Annotated in this window: 16 protein-coding genes, 1 tRNA gene and 3 pseudogenes; 14 read left to right on the top strand and 6 right to left on the bottom strand. The window is 58.0% G+C overall.

What is annotated here, in order from left to right; genetic code table 11:
- Positions 1–213: 213 nt before the first annotated feature.
- Positions 214–480, bottom strand: a complete 267-nt coding sequence (locus tag FHX16_RS18180) for a hypothetical protein (protein WP_183863963.1) — start codon at positions 478–480, stop codon at positions 214–216.
- 238 nt (positions 481–718) lie between these two features.
- Here FHX16_RS18180 and FHX16_RS18175 point away from each other — a divergent pair.
- Positions 719–813 (top strand) — tRNA-Sec (locus tag FHX16_RS18175).
- A 125-nt stretch (positions 814–938) separates the two neighbouring features.
- A complete protein-coding gene (locus FHX16_RS18170) occupies positions 939–2,852 on the top strand; it encodes a hypothetical protein (RefSeq protein WP_183864008.1) in 1,914 nt (637 codons plus the stop codon).
- Positions 2,853–3,182: 330 nt separating this feature from the next.
- Here FHX16_RS18170 and FHX16_RS18165 read toward each other — a convergent pair.
- Positions 3,183–3,404: pseudogene (locus FHX16_RS18165) on the bottom strand (AIR synthase related protein); the annotation flags it as partial.
- A 187-nt stretch (positions 3,405–3,591) separates the two neighbouring features.
- Entirely contained in the window at positions 3,592–4,671 is a 1,080-nt protein-coding gene (locus FHX16_RS18160) for a LacI family DNA-binding transcriptional regulator (protein ID WP_183863964.1), read from the bottom strand.
- 261 nt (positions 4,672–4,932) lie between these two features.
- On the opposite strand from FHX16_RS18160, the gene FHX16_RS18155 reads away from it, so the two are divergent.
- From FHX16_RS18155 to FHX16_RS18135, 5 genes are all read left to right on the top strand, one after another.
- Positions 4,933–5,979 carry a sugar ABC transporter substrate-binding protein gene (locus FHX16_RS18155; protein ID WP_183756066.1) on the top strand — a complete coding sequence of 349 codons (1,047 nt, stop codon included), beginning with the start codon at positions 4,933–4,935 and terminating at the stop codon, positions 5,977–5,979.
- 69 nt (positions 5,980–6,048) lie between these two features.
- Positions 6,049–6,870, top strand: coding sequence for an ATP-binding cassette domain-containing protein (locus FHX16_RS18150; RefSeq protein WP_210280939.1), 822 nt, complete (start codon positions 6,049–6,051; stop codon positions 6,868–6,870).
- Complete coding sequence (locus tag FHX16_RS18145) at positions 6,867–8,129, top strand: sugar ABC transporter permease (RefSeq protein WP_183863965.1); 1,263 nt, start codon at positions 6,867–6,869, stop codon at positions 8,127–8,129. The genes FHX16_RS18150 and FHX16_RS18145 overlap by 4 nt, the downstream gene beginning before the upstream one ends.
- A gap of 18 nt (positions 8,130–8,147) precedes the next feature.
- Complete coding sequence (locus tag FHX16_RS18140; protein ID WP_183863966.1) at positions 8,148–8,876, top strand: SDR family oxidoreductase; 729 nt, start codon at positions 8,148–8,150, stop codon at positions 8,874–8,876.
- A 59-nt stretch (positions 8,877–8,935) separates the two neighbouring features.
- On the top strand, positions 8,936–10,570 hold the full coding sequence (locus tag FHX16_RS18135; protein ID WP_183756069.1) for an FGGY-family carbohydrate kinase: 1,635 nt from the start codon (positions 8,936–8,938) through the stop codon (positions 10,568–10,570).
- 73 nt (positions 10,571–10,643) lie between these two features.
- Here FHX16_RS18135 and FHX16_RS18130 read toward each other — a convergent pair whose 3' ends face one another.
- Positions 10,644–11,102 carry a hypothetical protein gene (locus tag FHX16_RS18130; protein WP_183863967.1) on the bottom strand — a complete coding sequence of 153 codons (459 nt, stop codon included), beginning with the start codon at positions 11,100–11,102 and terminating at the stop codon, positions 10,644–10,646.
- A gap of 305 nt (positions 11,103–11,407) precedes the next feature.
- Between FHX16_RS18130 and ugpB the strand changes: the two genes are divergently transcribed.
- From ugpB to FHX16_RS18095, 7 genes are all read left to right on the top strand, one after another.
- Positions 11,408–12,736 (top strand): sn-glycerol-3-phosphate ABC transporter substrate-binding protein UgpB, encoded by a 1,329-nt coding sequence (gene ugpB / locus FHX16_RS18125; protein WP_183756071.1) that lies wholly within the window; start codon positions 11,408–11,410, stop codon positions 12,734–12,736.
- A gap of 65 nt (positions 12,737–12,801) precedes the next feature.
- Complete coding sequence (gene ugpA / locus FHX16_RS18120) at positions 12,802–13,686, top strand: sn-glycerol-3-phosphate ABC transporter permease UgpA (RefSeq protein ID WP_183863968.1); 885 nt, start codon at positions 12,802–12,804, stop codon at positions 13,684–13,686.
- A 13-nt stretch (positions 13,687–13,699) separates the two neighbouring features.
- Positions 13,700–14,548, top strand: coding sequence for a sn-glycerol-3-phosphate ABC transporter permease UgpE (gene ugpE / locus FHX16_RS18115; RefSeq protein WP_183756073.1), 849 nt, complete (start codon positions 13,700–13,702; stop codon positions 14,546–14,548).
- A 2-nt stretch (positions 14,549–14,550) separates the two neighbouring features.
- Positions 14,551–15,612 carry a sn-glycerol-3-phosphate ABC transporter ATP-binding protein UgpC gene (gene ugpC, locus FHX16_RS18110; RefSeq protein ID WP_183863969.1) on the top strand — a complete coding sequence of 354 codons (1,062 nt, stop codon included), beginning with the start codon at positions 14,551–14,553 and terminating at the stop codon, positions 15,610–15,612.
- 32 nt (positions 15,613–15,644) lie between these two features.
- Positions 15,645–16,394, top strand: coding sequence for a glycerophosphodiester phosphodiesterase family protein (locus FHX16_RS18105; RefSeq protein WP_183863970.1), 750 nt, complete (start codon positions 15,645–15,647; stop codon positions 16,392–16,394).
- Between the two features lie 19 nt (positions 16,395–16,413).
- On the top strand, positions 16,414–17,187 hold the full coding sequence (locus tag FHX16_RS18100; RefSeq protein WP_259129608.1) for a DeoR/GlpR family DNA-binding transcription regulator: 774 nt from the start codon (positions 16,414–16,416) through the stop codon (positions 17,185–17,187).
- Positions 17,184–17,969, top strand: coding sequence for an HAD-IIB family hydrolase (locus FHX16_RS18095; RefSeq protein WP_183756194.1), 786 nt, complete (start codon positions 17,184–17,186; stop codon positions 17,967–17,969). The genes FHX16_RS18100 and FHX16_RS18095 overlap by 4 nt, the downstream gene beginning before the upstream one ends.
- Positions 17,970–17,984: 15 nt before the next feature.
- Here FHX16_RS18095 and FHX16_RS18090 read toward each other — a convergent pair.
- Positions 17,985–18,211, bottom strand: a pseudogene (locus FHX16_RS18090) (NAD(P)-binding domain-containing protein); the annotation flags it as partial.
- 81 nt (positions 18,212–18,292) lie between these two features.
- A pseudogene (locus FHX16_RS18085) lies at positions 18,293–18,518 on the bottom strand (L-idonate 5-dehydrogenase); the annotation flags it as partial.
- Positions 18,519–19,311 lie beyond the last annotated feature (793 nt).

The following is a 19,311-nucleotide window of genomic DNA, read 5'->3' as shown; positions in this document are numbered from 1 at the left end:
AGAGAGACCCGCATTTGGTGCGTGGATCGGCGCAGGAACGGTGTTTGCGGGAATGATCGCCCTGCTTTAGGAGACCAGCGGCAGTGCGTTCGTCCGTCACGATCAGTCGCGCCCAACGCCGCCTTGCCGGACGGCGTTAGTTATGGCGCATGTCCAAAGACGTAATGGCAGCGAACGAGTAGCCGTAAATGCCCGCAAATGGCCCGTGGTTTTTCACTGCTTCTTGCAGCCCTCTGACTTGTATGAGCATTGCACTTCGGACCGTGCACCGGCTTTGTCGGCTATGGTACAGGCGACGTGATGGTCATCGCTTGTGCAGAGATTGGAACATGAAATGAAAGAGGAGTTCGATGCTTGGGCAAAGTTTGTCGCGCCGAGTTCGGCGATCTTGCTTTCTGCCGAAGTCAAGGTGTATGGCTCCGCACCGTGAGCGGCCCATGCCAACAAGGATAATATGGTGGTACGGATGATCAGTTTCATGATTCGCTCCTTTCATGCGGACACCGGCATTCGTTCGCTAAAAGCTCGTTCGATCACGCGTCATATATTCCACCGTGATCATTCGCTCGTCCACCGGAGATTTCTGGAATTAGATCCCGTGTGAGGGAACCGCCTATGCGGTCAGGAAGTCGCAGCTTTCCATGATGGCGTCTTCCATGAGAGGGCCGCCCCGCACAGGCTCGACCTCCATGGCGAAGCTCGGTCAGTCAGCAGTTAAGGACGAGAACCGTCCTCGGTGGGGCGTCCGGACTTCAAATCCGGGTGGGGCAGCGAGGCTGTCTCGGGTGGGTTCGACTCCATCCTCTTCCGCCATCGCAGATGCGGGGACACCTTGCGGGCGACAACAGGCTCTTCCGGCAAGTAGAGATGCGTGTTGATCCGCACAGAACATTCGGACAGTCTGTTGCAAAGCAAATGAATCCAATATGAAGGTCGGCATGACGTTTTTTTTGAGGACTTTTGGCCGGCTGCAGCTACTCGACCGAAATGGCGATACCGTCGTGTTTCCCGAAAAAGGACTGCTGCTCTTCGTATACTTGCTCACGTCCGATCAGGGCCAGGCAGATCGTCCGGCAATAGCACGCTTTCTATGGGGCGACGCAGATGACGACGTCGCGCGTACTACGCTGAGAAAGGCGGTCTCCAGAATTATGGCGCGTCAGAATGAACTGGGCACCGTAATACTGTCCTCTGAAAACGGACTGCTCTCGATTAACCGACAGGCTTTGTGCTCGGACCTCCTCCTCGAAGCCGGTGGAGCGGAGCGCGAGCCAGTCGCGTTCCTCCAGGACCTTTTGAAAATTCTCAGCCAGCCATTTTTGGGGACCTCTCAAAGTGCGAGCCAGGAATTTAGAAGGTGGTTCGCCGAGCGGGAGAATTATCATGCATGCCTTCTCAAGGAGACGTTGAGAGACGCCTCAAAGCTGCCAAAAGGAAAAGAAGCGCCCGATATCTTGCGACGAGCGGCGACGACACTCTCCTGGCTGGATCCACACAATCCAGAAACAAAGCGCTTTATTTTACAGATCCTCAACGCTGAAGAATACGTGGCATCCCTTAGAAAGGATGTCGAACGTCGTCAGATTTCCCTTTCATTGAAGAGTAGCCGCCTGAGATCTGACGGCGACGTGTTGACATCGTCAACTCAACCGGCCGGACCTTCAGACGACGTTACATCTGCGAGCGAAGACGTGGTAGCCGCGGTCCCCCGCCTGATGTTGCTGCCACCCCGGAGTCAATCCGTGCAGTCAACTGCGTGGCAACTTGCTGGATCACTCATCGAGGACATCACGATTGGTTTCTGCGCCTTCGACAGCGTTCAGGTGATTGCGCCTTACTCAGCAGCTCAAGTGGGCAAGGATGCAAGGACACAGTCAGATTTTTGTGCGCGACATCGCGTTAACTACGTCCTTGACACCAGCACCAGCGGCGACACGGACGACGCCACACTGTTCGTCCAGCTCATCTACTTTGACCAGCACCAGGTCATATGGGCGGAGCGTTTCAGCCTCCACCACATGGCTCTTGCCAAGGACAGAAGGGCGGTTACCCGACAGGTTGCGCTGTCTGTTTGCAGAGAAATAGAACGATATGAAAGCCTGCGAGACAATCTCAGTCCAGTAGCCTATCATCGATATCTGGTTGGCAGGCGCCACCTGGTGCGCTTGACGCTTCCGAACTTGCGGCGTGCGCGTGCAGAGATGAAAGCGGCGCTGAACGTGAGCCCGAACTTCGCGCCAGCGCTAAGTTCAATGGCGCGGACCTATTCGAAGGAATGGCTGTTGACAGCGCGAGGTGATATCGAACTGCTGAACACGGCCGAAACATTAGCGAAGCAAGCAGGCCGGACGCGTTCCGACTTCGCTGACGCTTACCGCGAGTTGGGCGTCGCCAGATTGCTAAAGGGGCAGTTCGACGAAAGCGCCGAAGCAATGGAATTGGCGGAAACCTGTGGGCCGCACTATGCCGACGTCATCGCCGACTACGCTGACACGCTCGTCCATTGCTCCCTACCTGCGATGGCGTTGCAGAAGATCGAGCGAGCAATCGAGCTCAACCCCCTCAGCCCCGACACTTACCTCTGGACGGCTGCAGGGGCGAGTTATGCCCTCGCCGATTTCAACCGGGCACTGGATTACATCGGTCAAATGGCCGACCCCACCCTGGCTGACAGGCTTTCTGCCGCAAGCTGGGCGATGTTGGACAATCAGGAAAAGGCGCGGCTCCACGTGCGGAGATTTCGCGAAGCCAATCCAGACTTTGATGTCGACCGATGGCTTTCTGCGGTCCCGAGCAAGGAGCAATGGCACAAGGATCTCTATCGTGAGGGCCTGAAGAAGGCGGGATTCTAATAGCAAAACCTTCAGAATGGCAGTTTGCGCGACAGGAGGTGCTTGTTTAGCCGCTTTAACGTCGCTGAGGATTGGAAGCAGTGACGTCTTCCTCCCTGACGGACCAAAGTTCTGGTGGTCTCTTGATCACGCCGCATTTGAAAACTGCTACCGTATTCGCTTCACGGCCAAGTCTCTCTTCAAGAGAGGTCCTGTTCACGGTTGCCGATATTCGAGGCCATGGCATCGCCGCAGCGTTACGTTCCTCGACGGGCGCATCGAGATGGATCAGGACGGCGCCCAACGAAGGTCATGACGCTGGAGGGCTGTAAATTTCGGACCGCCCATGCAATCTCGAGGCAAGACTTTGCTGATCGGCATAGCGAGGATTGCCAGTGCGAGGATGGGCTTGCCGCCCATGGCATAAACGTCGGAAATTGCGGTCGTCGCTGCATGCGTCCGAAATCAACAAGGATCATCGACAACCGGCATGAAGAAATCGGTCGTCGTGACGATGCAGGTGTCCTCGTCGACCTGCCATACGGCAGCATCATCCGCCATTCCATCGCCGACCGGGAACTGGGCGAATGGCTGCGTTACAAAAGGACGTAGCGCCGAAAACGGACGAAAAAGCCCAGTCCGTCTTTTTTGCGCGCCCGACCTTCAGGCGATCTGCCTCTTCGGGCCAGAATCGGTCGGAATGCCGTTTTCAAAGGGATTAATCAAAGGAGGCGAGAACCAAATCCGGAGCTGCGTGGCGTTAGCCAGCGTTCCTATAGGCCGTCTGCGCCTTCAACGCCTCTTCCCGCGAAACCAGCGGCCCCTCTTCGTCCGGCATGATCGGCGGCACTTGCACCACAACCGGCTTCGTTTGCCCCGCCTCGATCATTTCGAACATTTTTTCGAGCATGGCCGGCACGTTTTGCCGCACCATTTCGATGTGATGCCCGAGAAGGGCTGCAAACGGATCCCAGTCGAAGCAGCCGATGACGACATCCTGGCGGTCGATCGCCCCGGCCCGTCGCAGCCACCGCATCACGCCTTCGAGCGAGATCGTAGAATTGACGAACATGCCTTTAGCCGGCAAAACGCCGCGGGCGACTAGCTCATCAAGCGCCTTTTCCGCCTTCTCGGGCGCATATCCGCAAGGCAGGATATTCTCCTCGCTGACGGAAACGCCCATTTCGGAATGGGCCTGTCGGAAGCCTCGAATACGTTCGGCCGTATTGTGATCGCTGCCACGGCCGCCGATGAACAGGAGCGGGTTCTTCTCGTTTAGCTGGCGCTCGCAGTTCAGCAGGATTTTTCGGGTCAGTTCCCGTGCGCCTTCAAAATTGTCCGAGATCACGGATGGCGCCAGAGTGCCGGGCAGATCGAGGTTGATGCTGCGAACACCCGCCGCCGAACACATTTCGGTGATCCGGTCTGGATCCGTCGCACCCGTCGAGATCAGGCAGTCCACCTGATAGGAAAGCATGGTGCGCGCTGCCTCGACCTCGAGCTGCGGATCGCGCCGCGTGCAGGTAATAATCGGAAACAGCCCGCGAGCACGCGCCATGTCCTCAAAACTTTCGACGATCGAACCGAAGTACCGATTGTCGTATTTCGGAACGATCATTCCAATGATGTGCGACTTGTCACGCCGAAGAAGGCTTGCCTGCATGTTGGTCGCATAACCCTGCTCCTCGGCCAGGCGTGTAATTTTCTCGGCGAGTTGACTGCTGATACGCCGCTTCTTCCAGTTCCCGTTAAGAACCGCACTGACAGCGCTCGCCGACGTTCCTGCGAGGCTCGCAAGATCGTAGATGGTGGTGCGCTTGGCCTGCTTTGGGCGAGTCAAATTTCAATCTCCATTTCGCCGCCACCTTGACACCTTTATGAAGAGGTGGCAATTGTTGCTTCATCGATTGAGCAAAGAGGTGCAATCGATGAAGCAAGCCGGCGGGAGTCCGGCGCGGGAGGGTGATGCTCTAAAGAAGCCGCAACATCGAATCTCGTGATCTGGCGTCCATGGCCTGCCGTGCGCCCCATGGTGAATTCGCGGCGACCGTCGACAATGCCTCAGCCTGTTTTTGTCGTCATTTAAACGTAGGAGGAGAGAATGAAGTCTTTTAATTTGCTTTTGGCCTCGGCCGCCATTGCCCTTGGCACTGCCGCTGCAGCATCAGCGCAGGAAGCGTCAACTGTGGCGTTTCTGATGCCGGACCAGGCGTCGACGCGCTACGAGCAGCACGATTTCCCGGGGTTCAAGGCGGAGATGGAGAAGCTTTGCCCCAAGTGCACGGTCGTCTACCAGAATGCCAATGCCGACGCGTCGCTCCAGCAGCAGCAGTTCAACTCGGTAATCGCCCAGGGAGCCAAGGTCGTCGTTCTTGACCCGGTCGATTCAGCCGCTGCGGCCGGCCTCGTCGAACTCGCCCAGTCCCAGGGTGTCAAGGTAATCGCCTACGACCGCCCGGTTCCTGACAAGCCTGCCGACTTCTACGTCTCCTTCGACAACGAAGGTATCGGTTATGCAATCGCCAAGTCTCTCGTCGAACATCTTAAGGCAACTGGCGTGGCAGATGGCGCGGGGGTCCTTGAAATCAACGGATCGCCGACTGATGCGGCAGCGGGTCTGATCCGCGACGGCATTCACCGTGGCCTGAAGGAATCTACCTACAAGACGCTGGCTGAATACGACACTCCGGAATGGGCTCCGCCGAAGGCTCAGGAATGGGCCGCAGGCCAGATCACCCGCTTCGGTGGCGACATCAAGGGTGTCGTGGCAGCAAATGACGGCACCGCCGGCGGCGCCATTGCCGCATTCAAGGCAGCTGGTGTCAATCCTGTACCGCCGGTGACAGGCAACGACGCGACGATCGCAGCACTGCAGCTCGTCATCTCCGGTGACCAGTATAATACGATCTCCAAGCCTTCCGAAGTGGTTGCCGCGGCAGCAGCCAACGTCGCAGTCCAGATGCTCAAGGGTGAAAAGCCGGAAGCCAAGACCACGCTTTATAACACGCCGTCGCAGCTCTTCATTCCAGCGGTCGTCACTGCCGAGAACATCAAGGCCGAGATCTTCGACAAGAAGATCCAGACACCAGAGCAGATCTGCACCGGTGAATATGCGGAAGGCTGCAAGAAGCTCGGCATCCTTAAGTAAGAACCGCCTTGTCATTCCGGTCGCACGATGTGCGGCCGGACTTTTCTGGAAGCACAAAGGGCTTCAGCCATGAGCACCACAGCAAGCAATATGCCGGAGCGAGGACAACCCATCCTCCGACTCAAGAACGTGTCGAAACACTTTGGTGCCGTCTCGGCGCTGACCGACATCGAACTGGAAGTGAAGGCCGGTGAGGTCGTCGCCCTTGTTGGCGACAACGGTGCGGGCAAGTCGACGCTGGTCAAGGTCCTTGCCGGGGTTCATCAGCCCTCCGCCGGGTCGATCGAGTTCTGCGGACAGAGTGTTACGCTCGACAGCCCTGGCACGGCGCTTGAACTCGGCATCGCGACCGTGTTTCAGGATCTCGCCCTGTGCGAAAACCTCGATGTCGTGGCAAACCTCTTCCTTGGCCATGAGCTTTCACCCTGGGGCCTCGATGAGGTTGCGATGGAAGTCCGCGCCTGGACGCTGCTCAGGGAGCTTGCGGCACGCATTCCTTCGGTGAGGGAACCGATTGCATCCCTTTCGGGTGGACAGCGCCAGACAGTGGCTATCGCCCGCTCGCTCCTCCTCAATCCAAAGATCATCATGCTTGACGAGCCGACCGCCGCACTCGGCGTCGCGCAGACCGCAGAGGTGCTCAATCTCATCGAGCGCGTCCGCGACCGTGGCCTCGGCGTCATCATCATCAGCCACAACATGGAAGATGTCCGCGCGGTCGCTGACCGGATCGTCGTGCTGCGGCTCGGCAGGAACAATGGCGTCTTTACACCCGACGCGTCCAATCATGAACTCGTGGCGGCCATCACCGGTGCGACCGAAAACTCCGTCTCCCGCCGCATCGAGCGGAAAGCCGGTGGGCCCCAGGAAACCAGCGGGAGACCGGCATGAGCCAGAAACCAACCACCCCCATCAATGCGCCGGCCGCAGCACTCGACCGAAGCGATGAGCGTGTCCGGCATGACGACAGCGTCATGGCGATGGTCGGTGCCTTCATCGACCGCGTGAAATCCGGTGACCTCGGCATGCTGCCTGTCGCTGTCGGATTGATCGTCATCTCGCTGGTCTTTTCGATTCTGAACCCGGTATTCCTGGCACCCAACAACCTCGTGAACCTTCTGTTTGACTGTGCGACTGTCGGCGTCATCTCGCTCGGCATTGTCTGCGTCCTGATGCTTGGCGAGATCGACCTGTCGGTCGGTTCCATGAGTGGATTGTCGTCAGCCATTCTCGGTGTTCTCTGGGTGAACAACGGCTTGCCATTTGCCGTCGCGATCGTTGCCGCGATTGTCGCCGGTGCGCTGGTCGGAACCATCTATGCCGTCCTGTTCAACCGGCTTGGTATGCCGAGTTTCGTCGCCACCCTGGCTGGTCTGTTGGCGCTCCTTGGAATGCAGCTCTATATCCTTGGCCCGACCGGCAGCATCAACCTGCCTTACGCATCGTCCCTCGTCCGCTTCGGCCAGATTCTCGTGATGCCGGACTGGCTGTCCTATATGCTCGCCCTGATCCCTGGTGCCGCCATCATCGCGAAAGGCATCAGAACGCGTCAGCATCGCGCCGCGGTCAACCTGTCGTCGCAACCGTTCGCAGCAACGGCCATCAAGGCCATCGTTCTCACGGCCGCGCTCGAATTTGCGACATACTACCTCAATCTCGGCAGAGGCATCCCGTGGATGTTCGGTCTGTTCGTGGCGATTGCCGTTGTACTCAACTACGCACTGACCCGTACAAAGTGGGGACGCTCGATGTTTGCGGTTGGCGGCAATCGCGAAGCCGCAAGGCGCGCCGGCATCAACGTCCGCCGTATCTACCTGAGCGCCTTCGTGCTCTGCTCGACACTTGCGACCATCGGCGGGATCCTGTCCGCCTCGCGCCTGGCATCGTCCAGTCAGCAGGCTGGTACCGGCGATGTGAACCTGAATGCCATCGCGGCAGCCGTGATCGGCGGAACCAGCCTCTTCGGTGGCCGTGGCAGCGCCTATTCGGCCCTGCTCGGGATCATCGTCATCCAGGCGATCTCCAACGGCCTTACCCTGCTCAACCTCAGTTCCTCGCTGCGTTACATGATTACCGGAGGCGTTCTTGCGACCGCCGTGATCGTTGACTCGCTTGCCCGTCGTTCCCGCGTCAGCCATGGACGCGCCTAATATCATTGGAGTTTCAGCATGACCGACCTCATGAAAGGCAAAGTTGCTGCCATCACCGGTTCGGCGTCCGGCATAGGCTTGGAATGTGCCCGCACGCTTCACGCCGAGGGTGCCACCGTCGTCCTTATCGACCGCGCCAAGGACAGGCTTGAGGCGATCTGTGAGGAGTTGGGCGAACGAGCCTTCCCGCTGGTCGTCGACCTTCTCGACGGCAAGCAGCTGTCGGGAATATTGCCCCGCATCCTGGACATAGCGGGCAGACTCGACATTTTCCATGCCAATGCCGGTGCTTACATCGGCGGGCAAGTAGCCGAAGGCGACCCAGATGCCTGGGACCGGATGCTCAATCTGAACATCAACGCGGCCTTCCGCTCGGTTCACGCAGTCCTGCCGCACCTGATTGCCCAGAAATCCGGAGACATCCTGTTCACCAGCTCGATCGCCGGCATGGTGCCGGTTGTATGGGAACCGATCTATACGGCGTCAAAGTTCGCGGTCCAGGCCTTCGTGCACTCGACACGTCGTCAGGTTGCCCAACACGGCGTAAGGGTTGGCGCTGTACTCCCGGGTCCGGTGGTCACCGCCCTTCTCGATGACTGGCCGAAGGCGAAGATGGACGAGGCGCTCGCGAATGGAAGCCTTATGCAGCCGAAGGAAGTCGCCGACTGCGTGCTGTTCATGCTTTCCAGACCGCGCAACGTGACTGTGCGCGATCTGGTGATACTTCCGAACAGCGTCGACCTTTAAGGGGCGATCTCCGCGACCACGCGGAGACGAGCCATTCATGCCCGGAGACACCAGAGACCATGAGCGACTTAACCCAAATCCCGCCAACCGACGCCAGCTACGTCATCGGAGTTGACGTTGGCACCGGAAGCGCTCGCGCAGGGGTGTTCGACCTTTCAGGACAGATGCTATCCTCGGCCAAAAGGGACATCACCCTCTACCGTGAAGCGGGCTCAATCGTGGAGCAGTCAACCAGCGAAATATGGCAGGCGGTCTGCAATTCCGTCCGCGAAGCCGTTCGCATCGCAGCTATTGATCCAGCCAATGTTGTCGGCATGGGATTTGATGCGACCTGCTCGCTCGTGGTGCTCGGAGACGGGGGTGCGCCCCTGCCCGTCGGGCCGTCCGAGGATCCCGATCGAAACATCATCGTCTGGATGGATCACCGGGCAGTGCCGCAGGCCGAACGCATCAACGAACTCGGTCACCAGGTCTTGCGTTACGTTGGCGGCCGCATCTCGCCGGAAATGGAAACGCCGAAGCTGCTCTGGCTTAAGGAGAACAAGCCACAGGTGTTCGACGCGGCATGGCAATTCTTCGACCTCGCGGATTTCCTGACCTGGCGCGCGACCGGCGATCTCTCCCGATCCACCTGCACGGTCACCTGCAAGTGGACATATCTAGCCCACGAAAGCCGTTGGGATGCTAGCTATTTCCAGGACATCGGCCTGGGGTCGCTTGCAGACGAGGGATTTTCTCGCATCGGCCAGGCAATTGTCGAGCCTGGCTCAGCTCTGGGCCAGGGACTGACTGCACTTGCAGCCGAGGAACTGGGGCTAGTTCCGGGTACGGCAGTCGCTGCCGGTCTTATCGACGCCCATGCCGGAGGGATCGGAACGGTCGGGTTTGGTGGCGGACCGACCTCAAACCTCGCCTACGTCTTTGGCACCTCATCCTGTACCATGACATCGACGAACGAACGGGCCTTCGTGCAGGGAGTGTGGGGACCCTACTACTCGGCGATGGTACCCGGTCTGTGGCTGAACGAAGGTGGTCAAAGTGCCGCCGGAGCAGCGATCGATCAGCTCCTTTCCTTCCATCCTGCCGCCGCCGAGGCAACCGATCTTGCCAAGGCAAAGAGCATGGCGCTTCCCGTCATGCTCGCCGAACTTGCCGCCGAAAAGGCCGCAACGCCCTCGGATGCGGTCTCACTTGTAACCGGCATGCATGTCGTGCCCGAGTTTCTCGGAAACCGCGCGCCACTCGCCGACCCGCACGCCCGAGCGATCATAGCAGGACTTGGAATGGAGCGTGACATCGATAATCTTGTCCAGTTCTATGTCGCAGGCCTCTACGGCATTGGATACGGGCTGCGACAGATCATCGATGCACAGGCAGATGCTGGTGTTGAGTTCGAAAACGTCGTCATCAGCGGCGGCGCCGGCCAGCATGCCTTCGTCCGTCAGCTCCTCGCAGACGCAAGCGGCAAGCCCGTCGTGGCGACGAAGGCTGAAGAGCCGGTCCTGTTGGGGGCTGCGATCCTGGGAGCCGTAGCAGGCGGCTGTTTTGCCAACGTCCGCGAAGCCATGAACAGGCTGACGACGGTTGACAAGACGTACATTCCTTCCCCGGGAGGCGTCGCTGATATTCACGCAAGACGCTATGGTGCATTCAAGGAGTTGCAGCGATTGGCACAGGGTCTGCGGGACGTCTGATCAATCTCGTCACCCGAGATGGGAAAAGACAAAAAGGCGTTTTTAACCTGGCAGGGACCGGCGAGGTCGTCGCTCATATGAACGCGCCGTCTTGGGGGAACCTATCCGGTGTGTAGAGCAGCAGCCTCGCGGACATGAAGTCTTCCCGTTCGTTCCATATCTCGTTGCTGACCATCCATGCGTTGCATCCCTGCCATGGGCGGACGACAACGCCCATCTGATGCATCGACCATATGCTCTCGGATGTTTCCGAGAAACGCTGTTTGCCTCGCCGCATCAGCCATAGAAGCGTGGCAATCTCATTTGCGGTGAGTGTCGCAGGCGACACGGTTTCGGAGGGCTCAGGGGACGCGACGACACCGGGCTCCATCGTGAGCATCGCAAGGGCCAACAACGCCCCAAGCACTGCAAGCGCAATAAGGGCTTTCGCATCGGTCGACAGGTCGGGCTGGACAAGAGCAATACCAATCACGCCGTAGAGGACCACGGCAAGGAGAGAGGTTCTGACATGGCTATGGAACAGGTACCTCATCGCGCTCCACCTTCGATGAAGAGGAAGTTGCAATACTATCAGAGCAAATGCAACTTTTAATGTTCCACTGCCGTTCTCTGTTTGTTTTAAAGTTAATTAGCTTTACCTAATTTACAGTCGAATTGACGTCGGGGCGGGCGAAACCTTCGGCCTATCGCTCTCGCTCGAACGGGCACGCTGCATCCCTTCCCTGAACGGTCAGAACAAATGTTCATATGAACATTTGTTCTTTCAAAATCAACTTTGCCTGATACGGTCCCGGACAAGTTTGGAGCGGGAGGCTCTGAACCAAAAAGGGAGTGAGCATGAAAAAGACGGCTTTGTTCCTGTCCGCAGGTGTAGCGGCAGTTCTTCTGGCGTCGCAGGCTGCGTCCGCGGCGACCAAGATCCAGTGGTGGCATGCCATGGGAGGCGAAAACGGCGCCAAGCTCGAAGAGATCGCCAAGAATTTCAATGCTTCGCAGAGCGACTATGAAATCGTGCCTGTCTTCAAGGGCACCTATGATGAAACACTGACCGGCGCTATCGCGGCGTTCAGAGCCAACCAGCAACCCGCAATCGTACAGGTCTATGAAGTCGGGACGGGCACGATGATGGCAGCAAAGGGCGCCATCTACCCGATCTACCAGTTGATGAAGGACCAGGGCGAAGCCTGGGATCAGAGCAAGTTTCTCACTCCGGTAGTCGGCTACTACTCCGATACGGACGGGAACGTGCTGTCCTTGCCTTTTAATTCCTCGACGCCAATCATGTATTACAACAAGGACGTCTTTCAGAAAGCCGGCCTCGATCCGGAAACCCCGCCAAAGACGTGGGCGGACGTCGAATCCTTCTCGCGGAAGATAGTCACGTCAGGCGCTGCCAAATGCGGGTTCACCAGCGCGTGGATCTCGTGGATCCAGACAGAAAATCTGAACGCCCTGCACGACAAGCCTTATTCAACGAAGGCCAACGGGTTCGGCGGAGTGGACGCCGAATTCACCTTCAACAACGACCTCACGGTGCACCACTGGGACAACCTCAAGAAGTGGCAGGACGAGGGCCTTTTCAAATACGGTGGACCAGGTGGCGGTGACAATGCTCCCCCGATGTTCTACTCGCAGGAATGCGCCATGTACATGAACTCCTCGGCAGGGCGCGCGGGCGTCGTCAACAACGCCAAGAGCTTCAAGGTCGGCTTCGCGCCCCTGCCCTACTACAACGACGTGATCAAGGAACCGATGAATTCCATCATCGGCGGTGCAACACTCTGGACCCTGCAAGGCAGACCGGCAGACGAGTACAAGGGAGTGGCAAAGTTCTACACCTATCTCCAGAAGCCCGAAGTCCAGGCTGACTGGCACCAGTTCTCCGGCTACCTTCCCATTACCGAAGCAGCCTACAAGCTCGGCCAGGACCAGGGCTATTATGAAAAGAACCCTGGTTCGGACGTTGGCATCAAGCAACTGACACGGGTCGCCCCGACGGAAAATTCCAAGGGTATCCGCTTCGGTAACTACGTGCAGGTACGCGGCATCATCGATGACGAGTTCGCAGCTCTTCTTGGCGGCAAGAAATCAGCCAAGGAAGCGCTGGACTCGGTGGTTAGCCGTGGCAACGAGCAACTGCGCGATTTCCAATCGGCCAACGAATAGTCCCCGAGGCCGAGAGCCGGTCAAGCCGGCTCTCTCCTTGCCATCTGTTCTTGCGTGAGGGGACCATGCAGACCAAGCGAACCGTCTTTCCGAACAAGGTACTGCCCTATCTGTTGATTGCGCCGCAGATGCTGGTAACCATTGTATTCTTTCTCTGGCCGGCCGGAACTGCGTTCTGGCAGTCGTTTTTGCGTAATGACGCATTTGGCTTCAAGACCACTTTCGTGTGGTTCTCGAACTACCGAAAGCTGTTTGCCGACCCGATCTACATAAGCGCCTTTGGCAATACCATTGTATTTGCCGTGCTCGTCACCTTTCTTTCGCTGTCGATCTCGCTGCTGCTGGCGGTTGCCGCAATGCGCGTTCTGCGGGGATCGCGGACCTACTCGACGCTGCTGGTCTGGCCTTATGCCGTCGCACCCGCGATTGCTGGCATCCTGTGGTGGTTCATGTTCAATCCATCGATCGGCATCGTGGCTTACATGCTGCGCGCAATCGGGATCAACTGGAACCATCTGGTCAACGCAACCGATGCAATGGTGCTCATTGTCATTGCGGCCACGTGGAAGCAGATCTCCTATAACTTCCTGTTTTTCCTTGCGGGCTTGCAGTCCGTCCCGCGATCCCTGCAGGAGGCTGGTGCAATCGACGGAGCCGGTCCCGTCAAGCGCTTCTGGACAATCGTCTTCCCGCTCATTTCTCCGACGACCTTCTATCTGATGGTCATCAACATCGTCTACGCAATGTTCGACACGTTCGGGATCATCCACGCAACGACACAGGGCGGTCCGGCACGCGCAACTGAGATCCTTGTCTACAAGGTCTATTTCGACGGCTTCGTTGGCCTCAACCTTGGCTCCTCGGCCGCCCAGTCCGTCATCCTGATGCTGATTGTCTGTGGCCTTACGGCAATCCAGTTCCGCTTCATCGAGCGGCGTGTCCAATATTGAAAGCGCTTCGCCCATGGTTGAGAACCGTCCATTCCTGAACCTCCTGGCCCACCTTGTTCTGATTGTCGGTGTTGCCATCGTCGTTTTTCCTGTCTACGTCGCTTTCATCGCCTCAACCCATGGCGGCACCGACTTCCTTTCCGACGTCGTGCCCCTTGTTCCAGGTCCCCACCTTATCGAGAACTATGCAACGATGCTGTCGGCCGGGATGACGAGTTCGGGCGCGCCGCCAATCGGGCCGATGATGCTCAACTCACTCGTCATGGCCGTTGGTGTCGCAGTCGGGAAGATCGTCATCTCCATCCTGTCGGCATTTGCGATCGTCTATTTCCGTTTCCCATTCCGAACCCTTGCCTTTTGGATGATCTTCATCACCTTGATGCTCCCGGTCGAGGTGCGCATTGTACCGACCTTCAAGGTTGTTGCCGACCTAGGGCTCCTCAATAATTATGGTGGACTGATCATTCCGTTGATTGCTTCGGCAACAGCAACGTTCCTGTTCCGCCAGTTCTTTCTGACCGTGCCGGAAGAACTGATGGAGGCCGCACGCGTCGATGGCGCCGGACCGATGAAGTTCTTTCGCGATATTCTTCTGCCCCTCTCGGTGACCAACATCGCAGCGCTCTTCATCATTCTGTTCGTGCTTGGTTGGAACCAATACCTCTGGCCACTTTTGATCACCACCGATCCAAGCCTTTACACGGTGGTCATGGGCATCCAGCGCATGGCGGCGGTTGCTGATGCAGAGCCCCGCTGGAACCTCGTCATGGCGGCGGTCATCCTCGCTGCCCTGCCACCCGTCCTCGTCATCCTCGCCATGCAACGCCTTTTCGTCAAAGGCCTGGTTGAAACGGAGAAGTAAGAATGGCCACGATCGAAATCGTCGACCTCAAGAAGAATTACGGCTCCGTACCTGCCGTCAAAGGCGTCACCCTTTCTGTTGCCGATGGCGAACTGATCGTCCTCGTCGGACCATCTGGCTGCGGCAAGTCTACATTGCTTCGGATGATTGCGGGCTTGGAAACGGTCAGCGACGGGAAAATCGAAATTGCCGGTCGCAACGTCAACAATGCCGAGCCTGCAGAGCGCGATATTGCAATGGTCTTCCAGAACTATGCGCTCTATCCGCATATGACGGTGCGCGGCAATCTGGAATACGGGCTGAAAAACAGGAGAACGCCGCGGGCCGAAATTGACCGACGCGTGCATGAGGCGGCCGAGATTCTCGAGATCGGGCCGATGCTTGAACGAAGACCACGCGAGCTGTCGGGAGGTCAAAGGCAGCGCGTCGCGATGGGCAGAGCGATCGTGCGCGAGCCAGCAGCGTTCCTGTTCGACGAGCCGCTCTCAAACCTTGACGCCAAGCTACGTGTCCAGATGCGTGTCGAAATCCGCCGGCTCCAGCGTCGGCTGAAGACGACGAGCATCTACGTCACCCACGATCAGCTTGAAGCAATGACACTCGCCGATCGGCTGGTGGTGATGAATGGCGGGCTCGTCGAGCAAATAGGCTCGCCTGTCGAAGTCTACGACCGCCCTGCAAGCCTGTTCGTCGCTGGCTTCATCGGATCCCCACCAATGAATCTGATGCCGATTGAGGTCATCGCCGGCTCCAACGGCCAACATAGCTTTGAGTTTCCCACTGGGACCGATATCGTCGGCGTGCGCCCCGATCAGCTGTCGCTGGTCGAGCCAGCCGAACCGTCAATCCGCCTCAACGCGACGGCCGAGCTTCTGGAGCCGATCGGTGGAGAAAGCCATCTTCACGTGCGCCTCGGCGATCGCGGCCATAGCGCAATCCTCAGCGTCCCCGGACGTCCAGAAGTCGCTGAAGCGGCAAAATTTCCAGTCTATGCCCGTGTCAGCGCCATGCATCCGTTTAACCGCGAAACCGGCAAACGAACAGATGTCGCACCGGCATCATAACCGGAATGTAGCAGCCAACAGAAAGCCAGAACATGACGATTTCCCAGCAGCGCATCGGTCCGGCGCGTAACGAGGTCCATGCACATCGGGGCGCTTCGGCCGTTGCTCCCGAGAATACGATTGCAGCCTTCCGGGCCGCTGCTGAGCAGGGCTGCAAATGGGTCGAGCTCGATGTTGCACTCCTGCAGGATGGAACGGCTGTCGTCATTCACGACGTTTCTGTCGATCGATGCTCTTCCTCGCGCGGCAATCTCGGTGACATGGTGGCCGCAGATATTGAAAGCATCGATGCCGGCTCGTGGTTTTCAGAAGCTTACCGCGGAGAGGCGCTGCCAACACTGGCGCTCGCGATCGAACGTCTCGGCGACCTCGGGCTCAATCTCAACGTCGAGATCAAGCAGCACGCGCACCACACATCGCTCGCGCAGTTGACGGAAACCGTCCATTCTCACCTCAGAAAACGCGCACCCCATACTGAAATCGTCATTTCAAGCTTTGATGCCGAAGCGCTAAAAGCGATGCATCGGCTCGATCCAGACTACGAGCTCGCCATGCTGTGGAGCGAACTGCCGCGTGACTGGGCCGATGTTCTGGCCTCTATCCCGGCAAACACGATCCATCTAAATTACAAGTCGTTGAGCTTCGGGTTCCTCGAGGAGGCAAGTCGGCGCGAGATAAAGGTCAGGGCATGGACGTGCAACGCACCACACCTTCTCCGTCCTTTCTGGGGTGCTGGCTTGACAGGTGTCATTACTGACGACCCAAGTCTCTTCCTGACTTGAAAGCGTGCAGGGGGCGGTAATGATATCGAGCAGACAGCGCGACATGCTCGCGCTCATCGAGAACGAGGGGATGCAGTTCATCGAGGATTTGGCGCGTCGGTTCGGCCTGACGACGCAAACGATCCGGCGCGATATAAACGCGCTTTGCGACCTTGGTTATGCCAGGCGTTTTCATGGTGGCGTCGATGTGCCCGTCGAGGGAAGGAACATCTCCGTCAATGCACGCGCTCAGCTCAACAGCGCTGCCAAAAGGCGCATCGCGAGACGCGTTGCAAGCGACATCGGTCCGAATTCCACAGTCTTCCTTGGGATCGGCAGCAGCGTCCAATTTGTTGCCGAGGCGTTGCGGGATCACCAGGGCCTTACGGTCGTTACCAACAATATCCATGTCGCGCTTATCCTTTGCGACGCCTCAAACATCGAGGTGCACCTGACTGGCGGGCTGTTGCGCCATGACGACCGGGATGTGGTCGGCGCCGACGTCATCCGGTTTTTCGAAAAGTTCTATGCCACGCACGCCGTCGTTGGAGCCGGCGCCCTCAGTCACGTTCATGGGCTGATGGACTTCAGTTACAGTGAAGCGCAGATCACCAACGCCATTATCGAAAATTCCAAGAGCTGTTTCCTGGCAGCTGATGCCAGCAAGTGGATGCGCAACGCTTCGGTGCGCGTCGCCCCCTTCAACAAACTGACCCGGTTCTACACCGACCGGCTGCCTGACGACCAAGGTGTTGTCGCCGCTTGCGCGGCAAGCGGCATGGACATCGTGTTGTGCGGCGAGGAGTATTCATGACATTCATAGGCGCTGCCCCATCGCCGGCGGACCTGCGCAATGTGCGTTACCTGTTCACCGATATCGACGATACCCTGACGACAGAAGGTCAGCTGTTACCACAGACTTACCAAGCCCTCTGGGATCTCTACCGCGCCGGGATTTCAATCATTCCCGTCACCGGAGGATCGGCTGGCTGGTGCGAACACATCGTTCGAGCCTGGCCGGTGGCCGCGGTCATCGGCGAGAGCGGAGCCTTTGCTGTTTTCCGGCGAGATGGCGAGGTCGTCTTCGACTATTGGGAAGACGGCGCCCTGCAGGCGCGACGCCAGCGTGAACATCTCGAAGCAATCGGGAAGATTATCAGATCCACGCCCTCGCCATTTCGGATTGCCCATGATCAGGCATTCCGGCTGGCGGATGTTGCCATCGACATCGGTGGTGTACCCTACGAGGAGGTCGATATCCTGGCTGATCAGATTCGGCAGATGGCGGCGACCGTCGCCATCAGCTCCATTCATATCAATACGTGGATCGGAGACTATGACAAGAAAGCCATGAGCGAGCGATTGCTCAATGAAGCTTTTGCGGTGGATCCCCTGACGACGCCTTCAGTCACGGCTTTCGTTGGTGATTCACGCAACGACGCTCCCATGTTCGGCTACATCCGCAATTCTTTTGGCGTGCGCAACATTTTGCCCATAATGGACAAACTTCCGCATAAGCCACGATGGGTTTCGTCGGAACCGGCTGGCCTCGGGTTCAGAGATATTGCGACCACACTTTTGCGCGCGAAAGCATAGAATGTGGCCTCGCGAAATGATGATGATCGGGCACGGGGGGCGGATCGCCTCGACGAACTCTTCGATCGTCTTGCAGGGAATGATCTGCTTCTTCAGATCACCGGCGCTTTCGTAGAATTCGTCGGTCTTCTCAGGCGTGCGGTTGAAGACAGCAATCTTGTTGCCTTTTTCCGCAATGTTGAGCGCCAGGTTAGAACCCATGACGGCAAGCCGATCAGCCCGATTTCTGCCTTCTCCGCGATACATCCGCTTTTTTGGTTTCTCGCAATGACGGGATGCACCGCCAAGTACGCGGCGCCCCAAAGCTGTCCGCTATCGCCCGGCTAGAAGGCCAGCTGTACCTTCATCGATTTGCTCCGATCCCCGGCAGCTTCGAAAGCCTGAACCGCTTCCGTCAGCGGATAAATGCCGCTCAACAGGGGCTTAAGATCGACCCGCCGGCTATTGATGAGATCGACCGCAACGCCGAACTCCTCATGGAACCGGAACGTGCCCTTCATCTCGATCCTTGGCGACGACCATGTTCTGCGGAATCGAGACGTCACCCCCTCGATCAGATGACGCAGCACAATGCGGCCATGGTGAAGACCATGAGTTCGACCAGTGAAGCCCTCGCTGCCGGTGCTGCCCTTTTGGCAAGCCTCGTCGGACGCTTCAAACTCGACCGTCGCCGGTCCATTCGGGAGCCTGGTTCGGCAGCCTGTGGGAAAGGACCAGAATATCGCCAGCGCGTCGCATAAATGAATGAATCGGTCGGGAACTTTCCCCGACCTCGTTTGTTTGCAGGACGCAGCGATTTTTGAAACACGCTGCGGGATCAGCATCGCCCTATGCAGGTCCGCTCAAGGCCCGGCGCTGGTCACCTGATCCGCCGGGCTTTCGATTCAAATCTTTGCCATTAAAGTAGAATCGACTGGGAACCTTTCCTAAGCTGAATGGTTTGAAGCTCGCAATGCTTTCACAGCGGCATTGTCAGCTGGTATCCGTCCCTCAGAGAAACCAGCGCGCAAAGGGCTCGGTGCTCCCAGCACCGGGCCTTTTTCTGCAGGCGGATTTTGTTCGAGCGCGAGGCTTGGAATAAGCGGGAACAAACGAGTCCGAGTTCATTACGAGCAAAGGCGGCGCGTTCGCCCTGCTTCGACGTTCAAAAATGAAGATCATTTCAGCGCTTGCCGCTACTTGCCTACTAACGCTCAGCCTTGCCTCATGCGCAAACACGATCAAAGGTGTTGGACGCGACGCAGCCAATACTGTGACACCGCGGGGCACTAGTTTTGCAAATCGTCACGACGAGGTGGACAACTTCTGTCAGACAGAGATGCTTGACCAGCGATCTCGGTCG

The organism is Rhizobium sp. BK661 (assembly GCF_024808825.1).
Lineage (GTDB): Bacteria > Pseudomonadota > Alphaproteobacteria > Rhizobiales > Rhizobiaceae > Rhizobium.
This window is presented reverse-complemented; position numbering and strand designations above follow the sequence as displayed.